Genomic DNA, 21,456 nt, shown 5'->3' with positions numbered 1-21,456 from the left:
ATACATAATCGTCAAGACGGCAACAATCAGAAGTTATGGAGGGTAACAATGGAATATAGTAAGGAAGATTTAATGGAAGCAAAAAAGCAAATTTGGGGAGTGGGAGAGAACATGGGAACAGAGGAAAGTAAAAAAATCTGGGAGGAGAACGCACAATTTTGGGATAATGCAATGGGTGACGAATCTAATGAATTTCACAGAGAGGTAGTGCGTCCCAAAGTAACGGAACTTCTATCTCCTAATCCTGCGGATTACATTTTGGATATTGCGTGTGGCAATGGAAATTATTCTTCGTATCTTGCACAAAGAGGCGCTTCGGTTGTCGCTTTTGATTACAGCAAAAAAATGATAGAATTGGCTAAAAGACGGCAATCACAATATGCAAAACAAATTGAATTTTGTGTGGCGGATGCGACCGATAGAAAAAGTATATTAGAATTAAAAAGAAATCGAGCCTTTACGAAAGCAGTTTCTAATATGGCAATTATGGATATTACGGATATTGAACCACTTCTTATGGCTGTTTATGAACTGTTGCAGGAAAGCGGAATTTTTGTCTTTGCAACGCAACACCCTTGTTTTGTCACGTTGACTGAAAAATATATGACACCGCACAGTTACTATGATATAGCGATTGAAGGGCAACCGAAAGAGCAGATTTATTATCATCGTTCCATACAAGATATTTTTAACCTTTGTTTTAGAGCTGGATTTGTCATTGATGGATTTTATGAAGAATGTTTTAAAACCAACAAAGAAATTCCTATGGTAATGATAGTAAGGCTTAAGAAGGTAAAACGTGATAGCTTAAAATAAATTCAAGTTTGTCGGGTAAATAGCAAACCCAGCCGAGCCAGTCAACGGTCAAGATGAACGGCGCATATGCGCAGCCGTTGACAGCCCCGCCCGCCTTTGCTGGTAGGCAATCAAGGGGCGACAGCAAGAAGTGCCACCGCCCCGCACTATTATTCAGAAAGGGGAATTTCCATGACCGACCAGATAGCCTATCAAGAATATATCCAGCGCAGGTACAACGCCTTTTGCAAGACTGTTATCCGCTGTGCCGCCTTGGACAAGATTTTGAAGCTTAAACGGCAATGGGAACGGCAAGTTTCCCTTGACTATCTGATGAACGAGAAGTTTGTCCAGTTTGCCGCGTCGGAGCCGGACGAGGAATACCCATTTACCGTCTGCGGTCAGACCGTCCTGCTCTGCAACGCCGCCCTTGCCGACGCGATCTCTGTTTTGCCGGAGCAGACGCGGGAAGAAATCCTGCGCTATTACTTTCTGCGCCAGCCGCAGCGCGTGATCGGCGCGTGTATTGGCCGGTCACGCAGCACAGCGGGGCGGCATATCCAGCTTGCCTTGCAGCGGCTACGCGAAGAAATGGGGGTGAGCCGGTATGAGTAGACTTCTCCCCTATGAAACAATCCTCAAAGCCCGTGAGGGCGACCCAGAAGCCGTGAACGCTGTCCTGCTCCACTACGCCGGATATATCCGCTATTTCTCAAAAGTGAACGGGCAGGTCAACGCCGAGGTGGAGGACTATGTAAAGCAGCGGTTAATTGACTGTCAATTCAAGTTCCGGCTTGACGAACCACCGGACAAGTCATAAAAACTGAATACCAGCCGCCACCGACGCGGCCAGCGAAAGCAGTAAGTCTTGAAAAAGATTTACTGCTTTTTTTGTTGTCCGGCTCCGCTCCCGGCCATTTTGCCCCCTGCCGGTTGTAGTAGTAAGCGAGGAGGGAATTTTTCTGCCCTGGTGTTTGGCATTTGGAGCATTTACCCGTAGTAGAGGGCAAAGAGAAAGGATTTCTCCAACACCGGGTAGAAACCACTGCGTCCGGTGTCATTTTAGCGAAAGCGGGCAGGAATGCCCTTTACAGGATTAGTAGTAGCAGAAAAAGAGAAACAAACTTTTGTGGTTGCAGTTTTCCAAAAAAGTGGCGGACGGAAGTGAGAGAAAGTTTGCAGTCACGGAGAGCAAGTTTCTACCACGGTGCCAAAATCCGCAATTCTGCAGTTTTGCCCCTCGCGGGAAACTTGTTGGGGAGTGCCTTCCCCAAACCCTGCTCATGCGCCCTTACGGGCGAGAAAGGAGGTCACACCATGCGAAAGAAATACAACACGCCCCACCGCAGCCGCGTTGTGAAAACCCGGCTGTCCGAAGATGAGTATGCCGACTTCACAGCGCGGCTTGCGCCCTATGGTATCAGCCAGTCCGAATTTCTCCGGCAGGCGATACGGCGGGCGACCATACGCCCGGTTGTCCATGTGTCGTCGGTCAATGACGAGTTGCTTTCCGCTGTCGGGAAGCTGACAGCCGAGTACGGCAGGATCGGCGGCAACCTCAATCAGATTGCCCGGTATCTGAACGAATACGGCGTACCCTACAACACCCTTTCCGGCGAGGTACGCGCCGCCATATCCGACCTTGCCGTCCTCAAGTATGAAGTCCTCAAGAAAGTAGGTGACGCGGTTGGCAACACTCAAGCATATCAACTCTAAAAACGCCGACTACGGAGCCGCCGAGCAATATCTTCTCTTTGAGCATGACGAGTTTACCATGAAGCCCGTCCTTGATGAAACCGGCAGGCTTATCCCCCGCGAGGACTACCGGCTGTCCACGCTGAACTGCGACGGGGAGGATTTTGCCGTTGCGTGTATGCGGGCCAATCTCCGCTATCAGAAAAACCAGCGGCGGGAAGATGTGAAAAGCCACCACTACATCATCAGCTTTGACCCGCGGGACGGGCCGGACAACGGCCTGACCGTAGACCGGGCGCAGGCGTTGGGGGAACAATTCTGTAAAGAGCATTTTCCCGGCCACCAGGCCCTTGTCTGCACCCACCCGGACGGGCATAACCACAGCGGCAACATTCATGTGCATATCGTCATAAACAGCCTGCGGATTGAGGAAGTGCCGTTCCTGCCCTACATGGACAGGCCGGCCGATACGAAAGTCGGCTGCAAGCACCGATGTACCGACGCTGCCCTGCGCTACTTCAAATCCGAAGTCATGGAGATGTGCCACCGGGAGGGGCTTTATCAAATCGACCTCTTGAACGGCAGCAAGAACCGCGTCACCGACCGGGAGTATTGGGCGCAGAAAAAGGGACAGGCCGCGCTGGACAAGCAGAACGCCCCCATGATTGCCGATAGTATCACGCCCCGGCAGACCAAGTTTGAAACGAACAAGGAGAAGCTGCGGCAGACCCTACGGAAAGCCCTTGCCACCGCCGCCAGCTTTGACGAGTTTTCCTCTCTGTTGCTGCAGGAGGGTGTGACCGTCAAGGAGAGCCGGGGGCGGCTTTCCTACCTCACGCCGGACAGGACAAAGCCAATTACCGCCCGGAAGCTGGGCGACGATTTTGACCGCGCCGCTGTCTTTGCCGTTTTAGAGCAAAACGCCGCCAGAGCAGCCGAAGCGCCAGCCAGATCCCCCGATCCCCCACGCACCATAAAAGACCGCTTGCAGGTTGCCAGAGCCGAGATAGCCGCCCCGAAACAGGACGGAGTGCAGCGGCTTGTGGACATTGAGCAGAAAATGGCCGAGGGCAAAGGCCGGGGCTATGAACGCTGGGCGAAGATACACAATCTGAAGCAGGCCGCCAAAACGCTGTCCGTCTACCAGCAATACGGCTTTACTTCCCCGGAGCAGTTAGAAGCCGCCGTTGACACCGCCTATCAGAAAATGCGCCAGACCAGCGGCGAACTGAAAGCACTGGAAACGAAGCTGCAAGGGAAAAAGAAGTTGCAGCGGCAGGTGTTGGCCTACGCCCAGACCAAGGCCGCCCGCGACGGGCTGCGGGCACAGAAATCCGAGAAAGCCCGCGCCGCATACCGGCAGGCCCATGAGAGCGATTTTATCATAGCCGACGCAGCAGCCCGGTATTTCAAGGCGCATGGCATTACCAAGCTGCCCGCCCGGAAAGCGTTGCAGGCCGAGATCGAGCAGCTTATCTCCGAGAAAGACGGCCTGTATAACACCTATCACGAACAGAAACAGCGGTTCAAGGAGTTGCAGACCGTCAAGCGGAACATCGACCAGATTTTGCGCCGGGACGAGCCGCACCGCAGAAAGGAGCAGAGCCATGAGCGATAACCTGCCCCACATGGACTACCGCCAGCACCGGCGGGCGCGGCGGCTGGTACATGAGTGCTGTAACTACGATGAGGGGAACTGCCTGCTATTGGACGACGGGGAGCCTTGCGTGTGCGTCCAGAGCATTTCCTTTTCCCTCATGTGCCACTGGTTCCGTGTGGCTGTCCTGCCCCTTGACGGGGAGCTGGCCGCAGCCCTCTTGTGCCGGGGAAGCCGGAAACGGTGTGCCGTCTGCGGGGCGGCCTTTGTCCCCAAATCCAACCGGGGAAAATACTGCCCCGACTGCGCCGGGCGCATGAAGAAAATCAAAGCCGCCGAGAGAAAGCGGAAACAAAGGCAGAGATGTCACGCTTTAGAGCCTTTCAAACCCGCATAAATCAAGGCTTTTTTCGTGGGTGTCAAAGGGTACGCGATACATTTATCCTTTTCCCCCGGAAACGGCGTTTTAATGCGTGACAATACGCCAAAATCAACCCGAACACAGGGAGGTGATCCTATCGCTGATTATATCAGGGCAGACACGCGGCTGCCCGCCTATCTGCCGTATCCCCGTTTCCTGCTGAAAATGGAGATTTCACAGACCGCCAAGCTGCTGTATTCGCTGCTGTTAGACCGTTCCACCCTCTCCCAGAAAAACAAGTGGCTGGACGACGAGGGCAGGATTTATATTATCTATCCCATCGCGGAGATAGCAGAAATACTGGATAAAGGCAGCACCACCATCAAGGGGGCGCTTAATGAACTGGACACGGCGGGGCTGTTGGAACGGGAACGGGGCGGCTTCTCCGCACCGAACCGGCTTTATGTCAAAGTACCGCCAGTGCCACAGGTACAGTTTTCAGACCAACTGATGGCCGGAAGTCCGCCCCTCATAGAGCCGGAAAACCGTCCTACTGATGGTCAGAAAACCGACCTTATGATGGTCGGAAAACCGTCCCCTAACCAAACTACTATAAACAACCTTACAGAGAGCCAAACAAAGGGAGTGAGTGGGGGGCCGTCCGCGCCCTATGGCCGATATGGAAATATTTTTCTGTCACAGACCGAATACGACGAGTTGCAGGCAGAGTACCCTGACAGGCTGGAACGGTTCATCGAGGAAATGAGCCGCTACCTTGCCGCCAACGGGAAAAGCTACCAGAACTATGCCGCCGCCCTGCGGATATGGGCGGGGAACGACAAAAAGGAAGCCCCTAAAAAGGGCATACCAGACTACTCATGCAAGGAGGGCGAGAGTTTATGAAGAATGAAATCAACGCGGTTTTGGAGAATATGACGACCACCATCCCGGAGCCGGAGGACTACACCGGCGAGGACGGTTTACTGTACTGCGGCAAGTGCCGCAAGCCGAAAGAAGCCTATTTTGCGCCGGATAAGGCCGCTATCTTCGGGCGCGACCGCCACCCGGCAGAGTGCGACTGCCAGAGAACCGCCCGCGAGGAACGGGAAGCCGCCGAAAAGCGGCGCAGACACCTTGACACCGTGGAAGAACTGAAACGCCGGGGCTTTACCGACCCCACCATGCGGGACTGGACTTTCGAGAACGACAACGGCAGGAACCCGCAGACCGGGCTTGCCCGCCGGTATGTGGAGCATTGGGAAGATATGCGGACAGACAATATCGGCTGCCTGTTCTGGGGCGGCGTAGGCACCGGCAAAAGCTACCTTGCAGGCTGTATCGCAAACGCCCTCATGGAGAAAGAAATCCCCGTCCGCATGACGAACTTTGCTCTTATCCTCAATGACCTTGCCGCCAGCTTTGAGGGGCGCAACGAGTACATTTCCCGCCTTTGTCGTTATCCGCTGCTGATCCTTGACGACTTCGGCATGGAACGCGGGACGGAATACGGGCTGGAACAGGTGTTCAATGTGATTGACAGCCGTTACCGCAGCGGCAAGCCGCTGATCGTCACGACCAACCTTACGCTGGACGACCTGCACAACCCGGAGGACACCGCCCATTCCCGGATTTATGACCGCCTGCTTTCCATGTGCGTCCCGGTACGCTTTACCGGCGACAACTTCCGGCAGGAAACCGCCAAGCGGAAAATGGAGAGCATGAAGAAACTGATTACCGACTGAAAGGAGTATTGCCTATGGCAGATAACAAGCAGCACGACACCCGCACCACCCGCCGCCCTGACTGTGTGACGGAAATCCGCATGGGCAATTCCGTCCTTGTCGTGTCCGGCTATTTCAAGAAAGACACCACAACCACAGCCGCCGACAAAATGGCGCGGGTACTGGAAGCGGAAGCCGCTGCTACACAGGAGCCGACTTATCCGGCGTGAACCGGGGCATGGAAAAGCGGCCATGCCAGGGAGCATGACCGCTGGAACGAAAATCGGAAGTGCTTTAGCAATTCTTAATCTCATTCTCTATAAAATAATTTGCAATTTCAAAGGCTTTTATTCTTCTCTTTGCCAATGTGATTTGTGATTTATAACGCTCGGAATTATCCTTTGATTCAAATGTTTTTACTGTTTCTCTTAGCTTGTGCAGAGTTGAATCAATTTGCCTTTTGGCCGCGGTTAATTCATCTATTGTATACTTCATGTTTTCTCCTTTAACTTCTGATTTTTTTGTTAAATCAGAGTATACCACGGAGTTATGAACTTTTCTACTGCAAATATGGGACGACAACCCATACCATAAAAATCGGAAAATTGAAAAGCTGTAAAGAAGCAAATTTAACGCTTTTGCCGCTGTACAGCCCCCGCCGTTCCGTGGTACAATGAAACCACGGAATAGTGGGGCTGGCTGTCGGAAACGGAGGATTTTATGTTAAGACAAGCCACCCAAAACCTCATTACCGCCCTTTATCCGAGATTGTCCCACGAGGATGAATTGCAAGGCGAGAGTAATTCCATATCGAACCAAAAAAGGATACTCGAAACCTACGCAAAACAGAACGGCTTTACCAATCTGCGCTGGTACACCGACGACGGTTTTTCCGGCGCGAACTTCCAGCGGCCCGGATTTCAAGCCATGCTTGCGGACATTGAAGCCGGGAAAGTGGGTACGGTCATCGTCAAGGACATGAGCCGGTTAGGGCGAAACTACTTGCAGGTAGGGTTTTACACGGAAATGCTGTTCCCTCAAAAGGGTGTGCGTTTTATCGCTGTCAACGATAATGTGGACAGTGCCAGCGAGGGCATGGACAACGATTTTACCCCGCTGCGAAATCTGTTCAATGAATGGCTGGTGAGAGATACGAGCAAGAAAATCAAGGCAGTGAAAAAGTCAAAAGGCATGAGCGGCAAGCCTGTTACCAGCAAGCCGGTTTACGGCTATGTGATGGACGAGGACGAGAATTTTATTATAGACGAGGAAGCCGCCCCGGTGGTGCAGCAGATTTACCAGCTTTGCCTTGCCGGGAACGGCCCGACCAAGATTGCCCGTATGCTGACGGAGCAGCAAATCCCCACGCCGGGGACGCTGGAATATCAGCGGACAGGCAGCACCCGCCGTTATCACCCAGGCTATGAGTGCAAATGGGCGACCAACACCGTCGTTCATATCCTCGAAAACCGAGAGTACACCGGATGTCTGGTGAACTTCAAAACGGAAAAGCCTTCTTATAAGGTCAAGCACAGCATAGAGAACCCCGTCGAGAAGCAGGCCATTTTCGAGAACCACCATGAGCCGATCATCGACAAGGAAACATGGGAACGGGTGCAGGAGTTACGCAAACAGCGCAAACGCCCGAACCGCTACGATGAAGTGGGGCTGTTCTCCGGGATTTTGTTCTGCGCCGACTGCGGCCATGTGCTGTATCAGCAGCGGTATCAGAACAAAGACCGCAAACAGGACTGCTACATCTGCGGCAGCTACAAGAAGCGCACCCGCAACTGTACGGCGCACTTTATCCGCACCGATCTGTTGACCGCTGGTGTCCTGGCAAATCTCCGGCAAGTGACCGAATACGCAGCCAAGCATGAGAGCCGGTTTGTGAAACTACTTGTCCAGCAGAACGAGATCGGCGGCAAGCGAAAGACCGCCGCAGCCATCAAGCAGCTTGAACAGGCGCAGGAACGCATTTCTGAAATCAGCCGCATTATCAAGCGGCTGTATGAGGACAATGTAAACGGCAAAATCAGCGATGAGCGTTTCATGGAACTGTCGGCTGACTACGAAGCCGAGCAAGCGGAGCTGAAAAAGAGAGCCGCCGCCCTGCAAGCCGAACTGGACAAGTCACAGGCAGCTACCGTCAACGCCGAGAAATTTATGGGCATTGTCCGCAAGCACCTTGCCTTTGAAGAACTGACCCCCACTCTCTTGCGGGAAATGATCGAGAAAATTGTGGTGCATGAGTGCAGCTATGATGAGAACGGCACCCGCAGGCAGGACATTGAGATTTATTACAGCTTTGTCGGCAAGATTGACTTGCCCGAATAACCGCCCGACCTATCCGACACAATGGCCAAGTGTCGGATAGGAACGGCAAAATTTTTTGCACTTCTATTGCTTCTTTATCACACATAAGCAAAATTCCCGGAGATATAATGGTACGCCGATATATGTCAACCCGTCTGTTGAAGGGATTAGAAAATTCATCAGTACGATAGGAAACCAAGGTGAAGAACTGGTGTGCCCTATTAGAAAAATCGTTATCTATTGGCCTTTAAATCTGTTAAAATGCGGTATAGTATTAGTTGAGGCACCAGGAACGATTTTACAAGACAGATATAATTATGATTATATTTTAAAAGAATATGTACCCTTTACAGACTTGGTTCTATATGCTGTAAACGCAGTGGGGCTATATCAAGGCAGTGATATAAATGAATTGCGTGACTGGAATAATTTTGGATTCAAAAATATTATTACTGCAGTAACCGGGTGTGAACACTTAGATGAATTTAAGTCTGAACAAGAAAAAGCGCGATTCGAACAGGATATTAATCAAAGAGCGGTGGAGTACAGCGGTTTGGGAGAAGATGCGGTTCATTTTGTGAGTCCCCGCTGTGAAATCGACATAATACAGGATAAAATACCCCGGATTCCGACTGGCATTCCTGAATTGAGATCATATCTGAACCAGATTTCGACCCGTCTGTATATGATTCCCCGCCTCAATCACTGTGTGAAAATACTGATGGAGTGCGTCGAAATCATGAAAAAAGATCCGGTTTTAGAGAAATACATAGACCCGGACGTGGTGCGGCGGATACGGGCCATAAATATGGAAGTGTCACTGCCCTCCGAAGAAGTGATTCCCCGGGCATTCGGGGTTCTGGATCAGGTGATTCCCAGCCTGAAACAGGGCTTAGCGAAGAAATACGCTTGGCAGAAGAAGGAACTGTATGATAAATACCAGAATCCGGAACTGCATCTGGCTGTGATTGGGAATTTCAGCTGTGGTAAGAGTACATTTTTAAATGCCCTCCTGAAACAGAATCTGCTTACCGTGGATAATCTTCCCACAACCGCCCTTCCCACCTATATGAGGTGGAACAAGGACGGCGGCCCGCTGGAAATTACAGTGGAGGACGTGAGGGGAGAACGGTATGTGCTGAATGAAGAAACATCCATGAAGCGTTTTAAGATGGAGACTGGAATTGTACTTCCCAAAGACCCCGGGGCCGCCATTGATCTGCTCACCACCAGCAGCAGTCTGATCGGTAAATTAAAGCATGTGGAACTGTCATTTCCAAAAGAGGAACGGTTTGAGCATTTCTGTTTGATCGATACGCCGGGAGTTAACCCGGGGCAGGAAGATGCGCGGGAGCACATTTTGGAGACCCAGTCCATTTTGAGGAAGAAAGCGGATGCGGCAATTGTGCTGTTTCCCGCTTTGCAGGTGTATACTGCGGATTTTCAGGAGTTTTTGGACGAAAATGCGTCTCATCTCATGGACGATTCCATTTTCATTGTCACAAAAATGGATATGGTGAGGAAGACTTCCGAACAGGACAAACTCCTTATCTACGTTAAAAAACTGCTGCAGAAAAACTTTAATCTGGAGAATCCTGCGGTATACGGCATTTCAGCGGGAATCGCTTTGGAATGTTATACGGAAGAATCTGAGGCTTCTGAGGATTTCCGGTGGGTTGTGGGCTTTGAGACGGTGTTGGAACATATATCCGGAAAACTTCAGGCGAGGAGGCAGGAAATCATATTCAACCGGGTGAGCGATATGGTCCGGGAGCTGATACATGTAGTTCAGGATGAAGTGAAGCAGGATACCGAACGGCTGGAAAAGGAGAAGGAGGAACTGATTCAATATTCGCTGGAACGTTTGGAGAAAGCTTATAGAAAGCTTTATGAAGAGTATGCGGCGGATCTGGAAGGTGCAAAGAAGAAGTGTGAGACAAAGATTCAAAAAATTGTACATGATAAAATGTCTGATGCGGTCTGGGAGGTGGCAAAAAAAATTGACAGTAAAAATAATTCCAGTCAATTGAATAGCTATCTGAAAAATGAAATGGAAAAAGATATTTCCGTAGTTAATGATAAAATTGCTAAGGAAGTATCTAACGTCGTATCAAAACAAATTTATGAGAGAAACCGCCGGTTTGTTAGTGACGTGAAACAATGTCTGGTGGAATACCAGTGGTATGCAGGCAATGCGGGGGCATTTGCGGAACAGAAGAAGGGGAGAGAGATGGATATCATTTCCCCGTCAAATCATTTGCCGACAGGGGAATCCAAGCTGGTTAACTTCATTATAGAGAATATAGAAATTCCAACAGTAGGAGCTGCATACCTGGGAGCGTTTATGGTAAGGCATCTTCCGTTATTACTGACTGGGTTTATGGTTAACCAAATGCTTTTTCCTCTCCGAAGAGATAGGATCAGAGAGAAAACCATGAGAGAACTGTATGTTTTAAAAGACGAGCTAGAAACAGGATATTTGAACAGCTTGAATGAGCAGGCAGACCAGATTTTAACCGGAGCAGGTTCGCTGTTGGAGTGCTATCAGAAAGAATATAAATCCTTTTTCGATGGGAAATGGAAGGAATTTAAGAAACGGAAAGAAGCTGTAGGAGAGAAAATTAAAAGAAATGAGCAGAATCTCCATGATATGGAATTAATAGAAAATATGATAGCCGGTAAGAGAGAAGGGAAGATGGCGGATGGATGAATTAGGGATGCAGGAACTTATGGAATCGGAAGGGCTGGAACCTGAAGACGTAAGGGAAAACGGAGAGATTGAGACAATTGAACAGATTCTGCCCATGGAGATAACCGATCAGGTGCCCGGTTTTGACCGGGCAGTGGTCTGCGGAGATCCAATTGCGCTGGGAGATAAACTGGATTTTCAGCAGGGATTTGACAATCCTTATGGAGCTTTTGGAACATGCGGCCTGACTTCTATCGCAAACTTGTGCTATATGGGAGGAAAAGAAATTACGGAACCGGAAGTAGTGGAGTATGCCATGGAAAACGGCCTGTGTGAACAGGTGGAACCTGGCGTCTGGGGAGGCGGAACCACCATTTCCGACCAGATTAAGATTCTGGAACACTATGGATTTTCCTCCCACTGCGAATTTCCCGATGTGGCGGACGGGGAGCGGCTGGCGGAAGCCATCGAAGGGGGACATGGGGTTCTTCTGGGAGTTAATTCCGGTATTTTGCAGGACCGGGACTGGAAGGTCTATGATAAAGATGGGAATATCGGATGTACTCATACGGTCTGCCTCACCGGAACTGTGAGAAGTGCGGAAACCGGCGGTCTGGTTGGATTTTACCTGTGCGACAGTTCAGACCAGACGCCGGATGGCGGCAGGGTGTTTGTTCCGTTGGATAAGTTTGAGAAATGCTATGGAGAAGTCCATGGGGCGTATGCGGTGATAACGGATGAAGCGATCCGTTAATTACAAATAATTTTAAATGTGCCGGAGGAACATAGGATGTTCAATGTATACATAAAAATAAATGAAATTAACTATGAAAAGACCGCAGAGGCCATGCTGGAAAAAGCCCTGAAAAAATGGCAGATCCAGCGGCCGGAAGGCCGGATCACCGGTTTTTTGTACATACTAGGGGATGCCGCGCTGCCTGCGTTGCTCGGCATGCTGAGCGGGGTGACGGATGGACAGAAAAATGAGCTGCTTTATATCCTTTCCTATCGATATGAGGAGGAGCTTCAGGCTGCGATTTCAAAGTTTATTGAGGGCAGTACCTTTGGAAATGATATAACAATTGGCAGTGTGAGCACGGAAACCGGGGATGACGGCACAATGCTGCTGGCGGCAAGAGGAATAAGCGTAAACTATAACGGCCTTGTGCACAGTGACCCGGTCAGGAATAAGCTGCGCAGAGCGGCGGATCTTCTGCCTCAGGTATCCTTTGGAAATATTGGGCTCAGAGGTTTGGCGGCCGGGGGAGCGGCCATGTTCGCAGACGGCCTGACCCGTGTGGCTCCGGGACAAATTGAAAAGAAGATCATTTCGTTAGTTTCACAGATAGATAATAAGAAAAAAATGCTGGATTATGCGGCGCAGATTCTGGAGGAAAAGGGGATTTATGTGTCCATTCAAGATGTAATATTCGAACTGGTGACGGAAGAAGAGGCAGAAATGCAGGCCAGGGAAGTCCGTCAAATGGATGGAATTATACCGGAGGAACTGGAAAAGGCCCTGTGGGAATCCATAGGCACCTATTTGAGAGAAACAATATTGACCTCTGAGAGGGAAAAGGCGCAGAAAAAAGAGCGGAAAAAAATTACAGAAACCGGCCTGAGTGAATGTTAATATTCAAATATCTTTCAGTTAAAAAGTTAAGGCGAAGGTGATATAGGATGAAGAATAAGGGCAGATGGTTTTGGTATTTGGCCGTAATCTGTATGGCGGAAGCGGCGGCGGCACTTTTGATCAGTGGTTATGTGTTCCATGATGGGTATTATTTTTTTGAACCATCGTTTGAGAAGAGCCGCTATGTGGAGCGGAATCTGGGCAACAGCGTGTTCGACCTGATCGGAGTTGGGGAAGGATGGCGGGAAGAACAGTGGCTGGGAAAGCTGGATAAAAGGGATGTGGAATATGCGGCGGAATTTGGAGAACGAAAATATTCCAATGTGGAGGAAGACCATCTGTTTTCTGAGTATGATTTGTCCATCACATGGGATGGGAACGGCGGGACGGAGATTGGCGGAAGGCTGTCGCCCATGTTTGAAAAAGAAGATTTAAAACCGTTTAAGTTTGAAAAGGGCGCTCTGAGGGCTGGAATTCCGGAAGAAAAAGCCCGGGCTGCCGAAAGCAGATGGCAGGCCGGACGGGTAAGGATGGCGTTTTTTGGAATTGGGATGGTATTTTTCCTGTTCTTTATCTGGTATGCGGGAAGCCGGACGGCTGGATTAGGGAATCGGAAAGAAAACAAATTGCCGGGATTGATAAAAGTGTGTATACTGTCAGCATGGATTCTGATTTGTATGAAATATTTCCGGTTATTTGGTATTCGGATTCACCGCGGAACCAGGCCGGAATCCTATGTAATTCTTTTGGGTTTATTGGCGGCGCTGGGAGCGGTGGCGGCTATTTGGCTGGCGGAGCAGATTCATTACATAAAAAAGCGTTGAGAAAGCAGGTGGAACGATTGAGTGTTTCGGTTAAATTGCAGACCCCGGGTCTGGCGGACGGCATTTATAAAGTGAAGAAGAAGGGGGCGCTGGCAGCTTCCCTTTACTGGGCGGATCAGGATGGGGCGCTGAAGGACTGGTCGTCAATCGCCTGCATTCCCATTTCGCCTTATGGGCAGGGGGAATTCCGTTTTACTGGGGGAAGGGCGGTTCCGCCGGAGGCAACCCATGTGCTGGCCCGGGTGATCATGCCTGATTTTGGGCAGTGTGAGGAGTATATGACCCCTGTTCCGGCGGACTTTTGCACCAGAGCCATTTCCGGCGGCGTTAAAATGTGCGCCATGAGTGATCTGCATCTGTCGGACAGAGACGGGCGGATACGGCGGGCTCTGCACTGGGCAGAGGGGGCGGACGCTCTTCTTTTGGCCGGTGATCTGGTAAATGACGGCCTTCCAGGCCAGTTTAAGAGAATGTACCGGTGTCTGGAAGAGGAACTGCCCGGGACGCCTGTTTTTGCGGTGGGAGGAAATCATGACCAGCCATTTCTCCCTCTTCCCCATGGGGGCGGGGAGCTTAGTAGTTTTCCTCTGTTCAGAGAGGCGCTGAGAAAGAGGTCGGAGGCCATGGGAATCTGCTGGGAGGTGGATGACAGCGGAGCCTATTCGGTGAAGTTTAAGGGGCTGGAAGTGATCGGTCTGGAGGCGGTTACCCATGGGCGCAGGTTTACGTTCCCTGAGGATCGCCAGCTGCATTTTCTGGAACGGCGGCTGGAAGAGAGGCGGTTGGTGGAGCGGCGGCTGGAGGAAAGCGGCGGGGATTGGCGGATTGTCATCTGTCATGCGCCGCTTTTGGCTCATAATCCGCAGAGGAAACCGGGGGAAAGGTCAACGCCTTATATGGGCGGAGACGGGCGGCTTCAGAAAATATTGGACGGCCATAGGAATATTATTTTTCTCAGCGGCCATACTCATTTTTCACCTAATGTTTTAGAAGGGTGTGTTGAGTATGATAAAGAGGGGAAGAGGATTTACATCAATGACGGCAGCGTTTGTCCGACACAATTCAGGCAGGAGGAACCGATGGTTCCTGCGGAATGGGTGAGTGGGATGTTTGTGGAGATAAGGGTTGACGGGCAGGAGGTGGAACTGCTCAGCCGTGGGGCGGGCAGCGGGATGAAGTATCCGCGGGGGTATTACCGGATGGGGTAATTGCTAAAGACTGGATGAGGGGAGGAGACTGGAATGATTTTTAAGAGTAAACAGGTGGTTGAAGAGGAAGGAAGTTTATAGGCCCTTTCGAGACGTGCAACTCAAATGCACATGGGGGCTTGCAGTGCCATTGGAAACGATTTATCTGTAAAATGAAATTAATTGATCTGGCTGACGAGAATGTGTTAAGATGGAAATAATAACAACAAGATATGGGCAGAATGGATATTTAATGGAGAAGGCAGGGCGGATAAAAATTTCTGGGCGATATTTGATAAATTGGCAGCAGTGAAAATACCAAACGATGAGGTCATGGCGGAATTCCAAGTATTGATATCTGAGATCGCCGGTATTGATGGGCTGGATCTTGAACAGATGTTTGATGCTTTATTAAAAAAGGATATGGACCGTTTTTTGAGCATTTATCAGTCTATTGTAATTTCCTGTACCAGCTATATGGACGCGAAAGAAAATGCTTACCATATGCTGTTTCTCGGAATGTGCATTATGCTTAGAGGTTCTTATAAGGTGAGCAGTAATATAGAAGCAGGATATGGAAGAAGTGATATTACGCTGGAGGCGCTGCTTCCGGGAAAAAGTAATGTGATAATAGAATTTAAGCAGGGGGAAAATATTGCGGAACTGAAGGAAACAGCATTGGAGCAGATTATTAAGAACAAGTATTATGCGGGATTAAGAGGCGAGGTATTATGCGTGGGGGTGGCGCATGATAAAAAACGGTGCGGGATAGCCAGCAAAGTGATGGATTTGCAATCAGAAGGGAATATATAACGAAAGAGAAAATGGTATAACAGGTGAGTAACACAATGATAATCCATGCGGAAAAATAAATTTTTATTTTTCCGCATATTTATTGAACCATTTCCCTCCCCACCTCCTCTATATAGTAGGTGCACCTAAAAAGAACGCGGCAAAAGGAAAGAAGAGATGATATTGGAACACAGCGGAACAGACAGAAAGGACCGGGATTGCGGTGAATCGGAAAATTCCATAAAAAGAAGGCAGGAATCCGCCGGTCTGGTCAGGAAGATGATGAGCGGGGATCAGGCGGCGTTTGATTCTCTCATGACCATGTATTATTCCAAAGCGCTCCATATCGCATATCTGATTTCCGGGAACCGGCCAGACAGCGAAGACATTGTGCAGGAAACATTTGTGCTCTGCTGGATCAACAGGAAGAAAATACGGGAGCCGGAGTATTTTGAAACATGGCTTTTTAAGACCCTGACCCGGGAGGCATGGAGATTCTGCAAAAGGGCCAGGAAGGAACCGCCGGTGGAAGAAGTGTTTGGAGAGGATAAAACCAGCCCTGTGGATGTGATGGAAGAAGCCATGAAAAATTGGGAAGCCGGGGAGATTTACAGGGCGGTGAAGGAACTTCCGGTTAAACAGAGAACCGTGATTGTACTCTATTATTATAACCAGATGTCCACCAAGGAGATTGCCCATGTTATGAACTGTCTGGAAGGAACCGTAAAATCCAGGTTATTTACGGCGAGAGCCAGTTTGAAAAAGGTTCTGGAAGAGGAAACATACACATTTAGAAAGGAGATACCGCAATGAAGCATTTTGATAAAAACCAGTGGGAAAGCAATGGCGGCGGGGGAGACGATAGAACATCCACCCTTGATTTAAAAATCGCCGGAGCTTTGAACCGTGAAGCGGAAAAACTGCCGGTATCTTCCTGGTATATGGAAAATATGAAGCGGTCTGTCCATAACAGAATTCAGGAGGGAAACAGGATGAAACGTTACAGCATAAAGAAAATTATTGTTACAGCAGCAGTTGTATGTGCGCTTGGAAGTATAACGGCGGTGGCGGCAGGAAGGATTGTGGGTATTGGCTCACACAGTTCCTGGAAGGAAGCCTTCTACGACTATGAGCAGGTAGATAAACTGGAGCAGAAATTGGGATATACCATGAAGGCACCCGAGAGCTTTTCTAACGGTTTTGCATTTTCCAGCGGCATGCCCAAGCACCAGGAAGCGCAGGATGAAAGCGGCAATGTTGTTAAGAAAGCGGAAGGCGCCGGCATTAACTACAGTAAGAAGGGGATGGCTGATATTTCACTGGAGATTGAACAGGCCGGTTTTGTGAATTATACGAAACAGCCGGATCAGAAGTTTAGTTATAATGGGATCACATTCAATTATTCCCAGGATAATTACCGTTTTGTACCGCCGGATTATCAGGTTTCCGAAGAGGAACAGGCGGCAATGGACGCAGGGAAGCTGTATATCTCTTATGGTACGGATAAAGTGGAGAATAATGTGGTTCAGAATATGTACTGGGAAGATGGAGGGACGGTTTATACACTGCTGGCGTTTGACAGCACTCTGGGGCCGGAGGATTTTTATGAGATGGCCTGTGAAGTTGTTGATGCTGAGTAGTGGGCGGCTGGGTTTTTCATGAAGGGGGTTAAAGTAAAGGGTGAAGGCATTTTCGAAAATGCCTTCACCCTTTACTTTAAAATTAATCTTTCAGGCACCAGACACAAAGGACTGGTGATTGTAATCCAACACGTCTTTTTAGAAATTTAAGCGGCTATATTAGATTGAAAGTCCTTTTTATTAATGTTAAAATTGGTTATAATTCGACAAAATACCGTAAAAGTAATTCTGGGGGTGGCTTATGGATTTTACGGAGCTTACGGCGTATTTGACCAATTTGACAAAAAAGGCTGTACCTTCATGTGCCTGTCTCATTTATCTGAAAAATAAGGAAATATACCGTCATTATGCCGGCTATTCCAGAATCGACACCATGTCTCCGGTTAAGGATGATACCTTATACCGTCTGTATTCCATAACAAAACTTTATACTGCTGCGGCAGTTTTAACCCTTTATGAAAGAGGCCTGTTGTCTCTTAATGCGGATGTTTCTCAATTCATTCCCCAGTTTGCACACATGCATGTGATGCGGACACGGCGAAACGGGATGGCGGAGACGGTTCTTGCTGAACGTCCTGTAACAATCTGGAATCTTTTGACAATGCAGTCAGGGCTGCCCTACTGTTATAATAATCCTGGAGCCGCTATCTGGAAGTCGGGGAAAATAATGGAAGAATTTCGTTCCCGCAGGGGATTTTATACAACCCGGGAATATGCCGAAATGCTGGCTGGTCTGCCCCTGCCGTTTGAGCCGGGAACCCAATTTTTATATGGAGCGTGTTATGATGTTTTAGCGGCAGTGGTGGAGATTGTTACAGGTATGGCATTTGGAGAATATCTTGAAAGCAGGATACTGTCTCCTATGAAAATCAGAAATACTGCATTTAAAATTCATTCTCAGGCGGACTGGCACAGGCTGGCTGGGATATATAAGATCGGTAAAGACGGCTGCTTTATAGAAGCCGCAGAAAGAAACCGGCAGTACTGTCCTGAAAATCCATTTGAGGAAGGCGGGGGCGGGCTGTTAGCGACCATTGACGACTGCATGAAATTCATGTTGATGCTGCAAAACAAGGGTTTATCTGCCGATGGGGTCAGAATTCTCAGGGAAGACAGCGTCAGGATGATGTCGGAAAATCAGCTGGATACGGCAGAAAAGCTGGAGGATTTCGGCTTTCAGTTCGGAGAATGGGGAAAGGACAGCCCTTATGGGTATGGAATGGGTGTCCGTGTCAGACTCCGTGAAGACGGTTGTAAGGATTCTCCGGCCGGGGAATTTGGCTGGTACGGAATGTGTGGTAATTATGTGTTAATTGACCCTCAGAATCAATTAACCGTGGTTTATATGCAGCAGACGGTTCCGGGCAGGGAAAAGGAGATTCATCCGGAACTCAGAAAAATCATATACAGATCCATATGGTAAATGCCAATGAAAAGAGTGAAAGAATTATTTAAGAATAAATCCATCATGTATAAGCTGATCAGCCTGATTCTCTGTTCAGGGCTGATCATGTTCATTCTCAGCATTGCTGTAATCAAGATGGTAGAACTGTCCTATGTTAAATACGTATATAATACGAAAATGGAGAGTTTAAACAACTCCATAGGCTTGGTTGAGACTAACTTGAGCCAGATAGAAGATTTAACCTACCAGTTCATCACCAGCAACCGGGTTCAAAGCAGTGTTTCGGACTGGCTGGAAGCAGAAACAGAGCTGGAAGCGTTAAAAATGGATTCCGGCCGGGACAGGGAAATATCTGAGAAGGAATATCAAAGGATTAAAACAGTGAGCGTGCTGGATATTATAAAAGAATTGGACAGTTCCCTGGCGAAGAATTCCAATATTGTGGCAGGACTTTATCTGGCTCCCGATGGAAAGAGATATGAGGGGTACGGGGCGGATAAAGTCGTGATTTCAGTAGAGAAAGAGCAGGAGATACTGGATACGGCCAGGGCTTATCTTGGAGATCCGGTATATATCATTTCTTCAGATAACCAGGGAAAACAGGCCATGAGCGGGGAGGAAGGGGGCGGTCCAAAGAGCCAGATCATAATAGCAAGGGGAATTAAGGAGAAGAAGAATCTGTCCATGCGCTATGGGGGCACATTGGTTTATGCAGTGGACTTAGAGCGGCTGACATCCTCCTATACAACGGATTATCATAAATTGGTGATTCAGGATGATATGGATTCAGTTATATTTTCAACTCTGTCGGAAGAAGAGCAGAAGGATTTCTTAAACCATGAGTTTGGTTCCGGCAGTGATGGTTATGAGATCATGCCGCTGGGAAATACAAAATACTTTATTACGGAAATCAGGTCGGGAAAACATAATTGGCGGTACTACAGCATTTCTTCCTACCGCCGGTTATTCGGAATATTGTCTGATGTAGACCGGCTGTTTATCATATTGTTTGTGATGTTGTTTATTCCGGTTCTGGCGGTCACGGTTCATTTGTCAATGAGCCTGGTAAGGCCTATCAGCTCGCTTTCACAGACGATCAAGACGATCCGGGGGAATAATAAATTGGCAGATAACCTTAGGGGAGCAGGAGAAGATAATCTGCCTGAAACCCGTTCAGATGAGATCGGAGAGCTTCATGACCAGTTTTACAGCATGCTTCAGGAGCTGGATGAACTGATCCACGAAAATTACGAGCAGAAAATTTACCTGCAGGAAGCCCAGCTTTCGGCACTGAGAACTCAGCTCAACCCTCACTTTTTATATAATACACTGGATACAATCCGGTGGATGGCAACAGCCAAGGATTACCAGCAGATACCGGGCGTTGTGAAGGCGCTGGGGGATATTCTGCGGCTGTGTATGAACAGCAAAAGAAATATCATTTCACTAGGAGAAGAAATAGATTATTTAAGGGGATATGTGGCAATACAGAAGATCAGATTTGGAGATCGGCTTCACTTTATGATGGATGTGGAAGAGGAGTTTATGGAATTGAGCATTCCGGCGTTCAGTATCCAGCCGCTGGTGGAGAATTCCATAAATTACGCGCTGGAACGGATGATTGACCAGTGCCAGATCCTGGTGGCAGTCACGGCGTGTGACGGCGACTTATATGTATCGGTGGAAGACAACGGGCCGGGGATGGAACCGGATATTCTGGAAAAACTGCGCCTGGGTACGGTGAAGGCCACTGGGAATGGAATTGGTCTGGGGAATCTGGATAAACGCCTTAAAAATCTATATGGGCCGGAATATGGAATACGGGTGGAGCGGCCGGAAGAAGGAGGAGCCAGAATCTTATTCCATGTGAGAAAGGAGAAATACATACAGGCATGCGAAAATTAAAGGTAATGATTGTTGACGATGAGGTGATTGTCAGGAACGGCGTCCGGGACTGCGTGGACTGGGATCTGTATGGATTTGAAATAAGCGGGTCTTATGATAATGCCCTGACAGCAATTAAGGCTTTGGAGGCATCTACTGTGGACATTGTCATAACCGATATTAAGATGCCTATGATGGACGGACTCCAATTGGCAAAGAGCTGCCGGGAAAAAGGGATCTGTTCAAAATTTGTGATCCTTTCCGGGTATGATGACTTTAAATATGCCCAGCAGGCAATCCGTTATGGGGTGGAGGGATATCTCTTAAAGCCGATTAAGGAAGAGGAACTTTTAGATGTTCTGGGAACCATTAAACACAGGTATTTTAAGGATGAGTGTGAAGAGGCCAGTATGCTGAAGCTGGACAGGGCCAGATATTCTAAAACCACCAGGGATATTGTTGATTACGTTAAAAGGAATCTGGATAATGAGGAACTTTCACTGAAGTGGATCGCGGATAACCTGCTGTTTATGAACAGCGGATATCTGTCAAAACTGTTTTTAAGAGAGACAGGCTACAAATTTTCCACCTTTCTGCTGATTCTGCGCATGGAAAAGGCGGTGCAGCTTCTGAAAAAGGAGGAAGAATTGAGCGTTTATCAAATAGCGCTGATGACGGGATTTGGGAATAACCCGCAGTATTTCAGTACGGTGTTCAAAAAATATTACGGGAAAACACCTAAAGAATATCTTCAGTCAGAGTGAATTTTATATTGAAGATGTTTGGACGTCTGCCAGGCAAAATGCTGCCGGGCAGACGTTTTTTTAAACTTTTTCAGCCGCATTTTGCATTTTCAAGAAAAGGAGTATTTTTTATAATGGATTTATAAATGAGAAAGCTTTCGGACATGCAGGCGC

General features: G+C 48.7%; 22 protein-coding genes. 21 read left to right on the top strand and 1 reads right to left on the bottom strand.

Annotated elements, in window-relative coordinates:
- Window positions 1–48: 48 nt before the first annotated feature.
- From GPL15_RS19010 to GPL15_RS18970, 9 genes are all read left to right on the top strand, one after another.
- Complete coding sequence (locus GPL15_RS19010; RefSeq protein WP_002586626.1) at window positions 49–816, top strand: class I SAM-dependent methyltransferase; 768 nt, start codon at window positions 49–51, stop codon at window positions 814–816.
- A gap of 171 nt (window positions 817–987) precedes the next feature.
- Window positions 988–1,410, top strand: coding sequence for a sigma-70 family RNA polymerase sigma factor (locus GPL15_RS19005; RefSeq protein WP_002586616.1), 423 nt, complete (start codon window positions 988–990; stop codon window positions 1,408–1,410).
- On the top strand, window positions 1,403–1,615 hold the full coding sequence (locus GPL15_RS19000) for a helix-turn-helix domain-containing protein (RefSeq protein WP_002586615.1): 213 nt from the start codon (window positions 1,403–1,405) through the stop codon (window positions 1,613–1,615). The genes GPL15_RS19005 and GPL15_RS19000 overlap by 8 nt, the downstream gene beginning before the upstream one ends.
- 497 nt (window positions 1,616–2,112) lie before the next feature.
- Window positions 2,113–2,511 (top strand): plasmid mobilization relaxosome protein MobC, encoded by a 399-nt coding sequence (mobC, locus tag GPL15_RS18995; protein ID WP_002596229.1) that lies wholly within the window; start codon window positions 2,113–2,115, stop codon window positions 2,509–2,511.
- Complete coding sequence (locus GPL15_RS18990) at window positions 2,483–4,108, top strand: relaxase/mobilization nuclease domain-containing protein (RefSeq protein WP_002596230.1); 1,626 nt, start codon at window positions 2,483–2,485, stop codon at window positions 4,106–4,108. The genes mobC and GPL15_RS18990 overlap by 29 nt, the downstream gene beginning before the upstream one ends.
- Complete coding sequence (locus tag GPL15_RS18985; RefSeq protein WP_002596231.1) at window positions 4,098–4,484, top strand: cysteine-rich VLP domain-containing protein; 387 nt, start codon at window positions 4,098–4,100, stop codon at window positions 4,482–4,484. The genes GPL15_RS18990 and GPL15_RS18985 overlap by 11 nt, the downstream gene beginning before the upstream one ends.
- Before the next feature lie 72 nt (window positions 4,485–4,556).
- Window positions 4,557–5,351, top strand: coding sequence for a replication initiator protein A (locus GPL15_RS18980; RefSeq protein ID WP_006356266.1), 795 nt, complete (start codon window positions 4,557–4,559; stop codon window positions 5,349–5,351).
- Entirely contained in the window at window positions 5,348–6,190 is an 843-nt protein-coding gene (locus GPL15_RS18975) for an ATP-binding protein (protein ID WP_002596233.1), read from the top strand. The genes GPL15_RS18980 and GPL15_RS18975 overlap by 4 nt, the downstream gene beginning before the upstream one ends.
- Before the next feature lie 14 nt (window positions 6,191–6,204).
- The gene (locus tag GPL15_RS18970; protein WP_002596234.1) at window positions 6,205–6,399 is read left to right on the top strand and encodes a transposon-encoded TnpW family protein; all 195 of its coding nucleotides are present in this window, start codon (window positions 6,205–6,207) and stop codon (window positions 6,397–6,399) included.
- Between the two features lie 64 nt (window positions 6,400–6,463).
- Here GPL15_RS18970 and GPL15_RS18965 read toward each other — a convergent pair whose 3' ends face one another.
- Complete coding sequence (locus tag GPL15_RS18965) at window positions 6,464–6,664, bottom strand: hypothetical protein (protein WP_002596235.1); 201 nt, start codon at window positions 6,662–6,664, stop codon at window positions 6,464–6,466.
- 225 nt (window positions 6,665–6,889) lie between these two features.
- Here GPL15_RS18965 and GPL15_RS18960 point away from each other — a divergent pair, with 225 nt between their 5' ends.
- From GPL15_RS18960 to GPL15_RS18905, 12 genes are all read left to right on the top strand, one after another.
- Window positions 6,890–8,506, top strand: coding sequence for a recombinase family protein (locus GPL15_RS18960; protein ID WP_002596236.1), 1,617 nt, complete (start codon window positions 6,890–6,892; stop codon window positions 8,504–8,506).
- 532 nt (window positions 8,507–9,038) lie between these two features.
- A complete protein-coding gene (locus GPL15_RS18955) occupies window positions 9,039–11,195 on the top strand; it encodes a dynamin family protein (protein ID WP_215700258.1) in 2,157 nt (718 codons plus the stop codon).
- Window positions 11,188–11,928, top strand: a complete 741-nt coding sequence (locus GPL15_RS18950; RefSeq protein WP_215700257.1) for a hypothetical protein — start codon at window positions 11,188–11,190, stop codon at window positions 11,926–11,928. The genes GPL15_RS18955 and GPL15_RS18950 overlap by 8 nt, the downstream gene beginning before the upstream one ends.
- A 36-nt stretch (window positions 11,929–11,964) precedes the next feature.
- Entirely contained in the window at window positions 11,965–12,807 is an 843-nt protein-coding gene (locus GPL15_RS18945; RefSeq protein ID WP_215700256.1) for a hypothetical protein, read from the top strand.
- Between the two features lie 47 nt (window positions 12,808–12,854).
- Window positions 12,855–13,631 (top strand): hypothetical protein, encoded by a 777-nt coding sequence (locus tag GPL15_RS18940; RefSeq protein ID WP_215700255.1) that lies wholly within the window; start codon window positions 12,855–12,857, stop codon window positions 13,629–13,631.
- Between the two features lie 8 nt (window positions 13,632–13,639).
- Window positions 13,640–14,839, top strand: a complete 1,200-nt coding sequence (locus GPL15_RS18935; protein ID WP_215700254.1) for a metallophosphoesterase — start codon at window positions 13,640–13,642, stop codon at window positions 14,837–14,839.
- A gap of 288 nt (window positions 14,840–15,127) precedes the next feature.
- The gene (locus tag GPL15_RS18930; protein ID WP_346345004.1) at window positions 15,128–15,631 is read left to right on the top strand and encodes a PD-(D/E)XK nuclease domain-containing protein; all 504 of its coding nucleotides are present in this window, start codon (window positions 15,128–15,130) and stop codon (window positions 15,629–15,631) included.
- Window positions 15,632–15,787: 156 nt separating this feature from the next.
- The gene (locus GPL15_RS18925) at window positions 15,788–16,423 is read left to right on the top strand and encodes an RNA polymerase sigma factor (RefSeq protein WP_215700252.1); all 636 of its coding nucleotides are present in this window, start codon (window positions 15,788–15,790) and stop codon (window positions 16,421–16,423) included.
- Window positions 16,420–17,250 (top strand): hypothetical protein, encoded by an 831-nt coding sequence (locus GPL15_RS18920; protein ID WP_215700251.1) that lies wholly within the window; start codon window positions 16,420–16,422, stop codon window positions 17,248–17,250. The genes GPL15_RS18925 and GPL15_RS18920 overlap by 4 nt, the downstream gene beginning before the upstream one ends.
- 241 nt (window positions 17,251–17,491) lie before the next feature.
- The gene (locus GPL15_RS18915; RefSeq protein ID WP_215700250.1) at window positions 17,492–18,673 is read left to right on the top strand and encodes a serine hydrolase domain-containing protein; all 1,182 of its coding nucleotides are present in this window, start codon (window positions 17,492–17,494) and stop codon (window positions 18,671–18,673) included.
- Window positions 18,674–18,679: 6 nt separating this feature from the next.
- Window positions 18,680–20,560 (top strand): sensor histidine kinase, encoded by a 1,881-nt coding sequence (locus GPL15_RS18910; RefSeq protein WP_215700249.1) that lies wholly within the window; start codon window positions 18,680–18,682, stop codon window positions 20,558–20,560.
- Complete coding sequence (locus GPL15_RS18905) at window positions 20,548–21,303, top strand: response regulator (RefSeq protein WP_215700248.1); 756 nt, start codon at window positions 20,548–20,550, stop codon at window positions 21,301–21,303. Before GPL15_RS18910 ends, GPL15_RS18905 begins: the two co-directional genes overlap by 13 nt.
- Window positions 21,304–21,456: the final 153 nt, after the last annotated feature.

This window comes from Clostridium sp. MCC353 (genome assembly GCF_018785315.1).
Taxonomy (GTDB): domain Bacteria; phylum Bacillota; class Clostridia; order Lachnospirales; family Lachnospiraceae; genus CHH4-2.
This window is presented reverse-complemented; position numbering and strand designations above follow the sequence as displayed.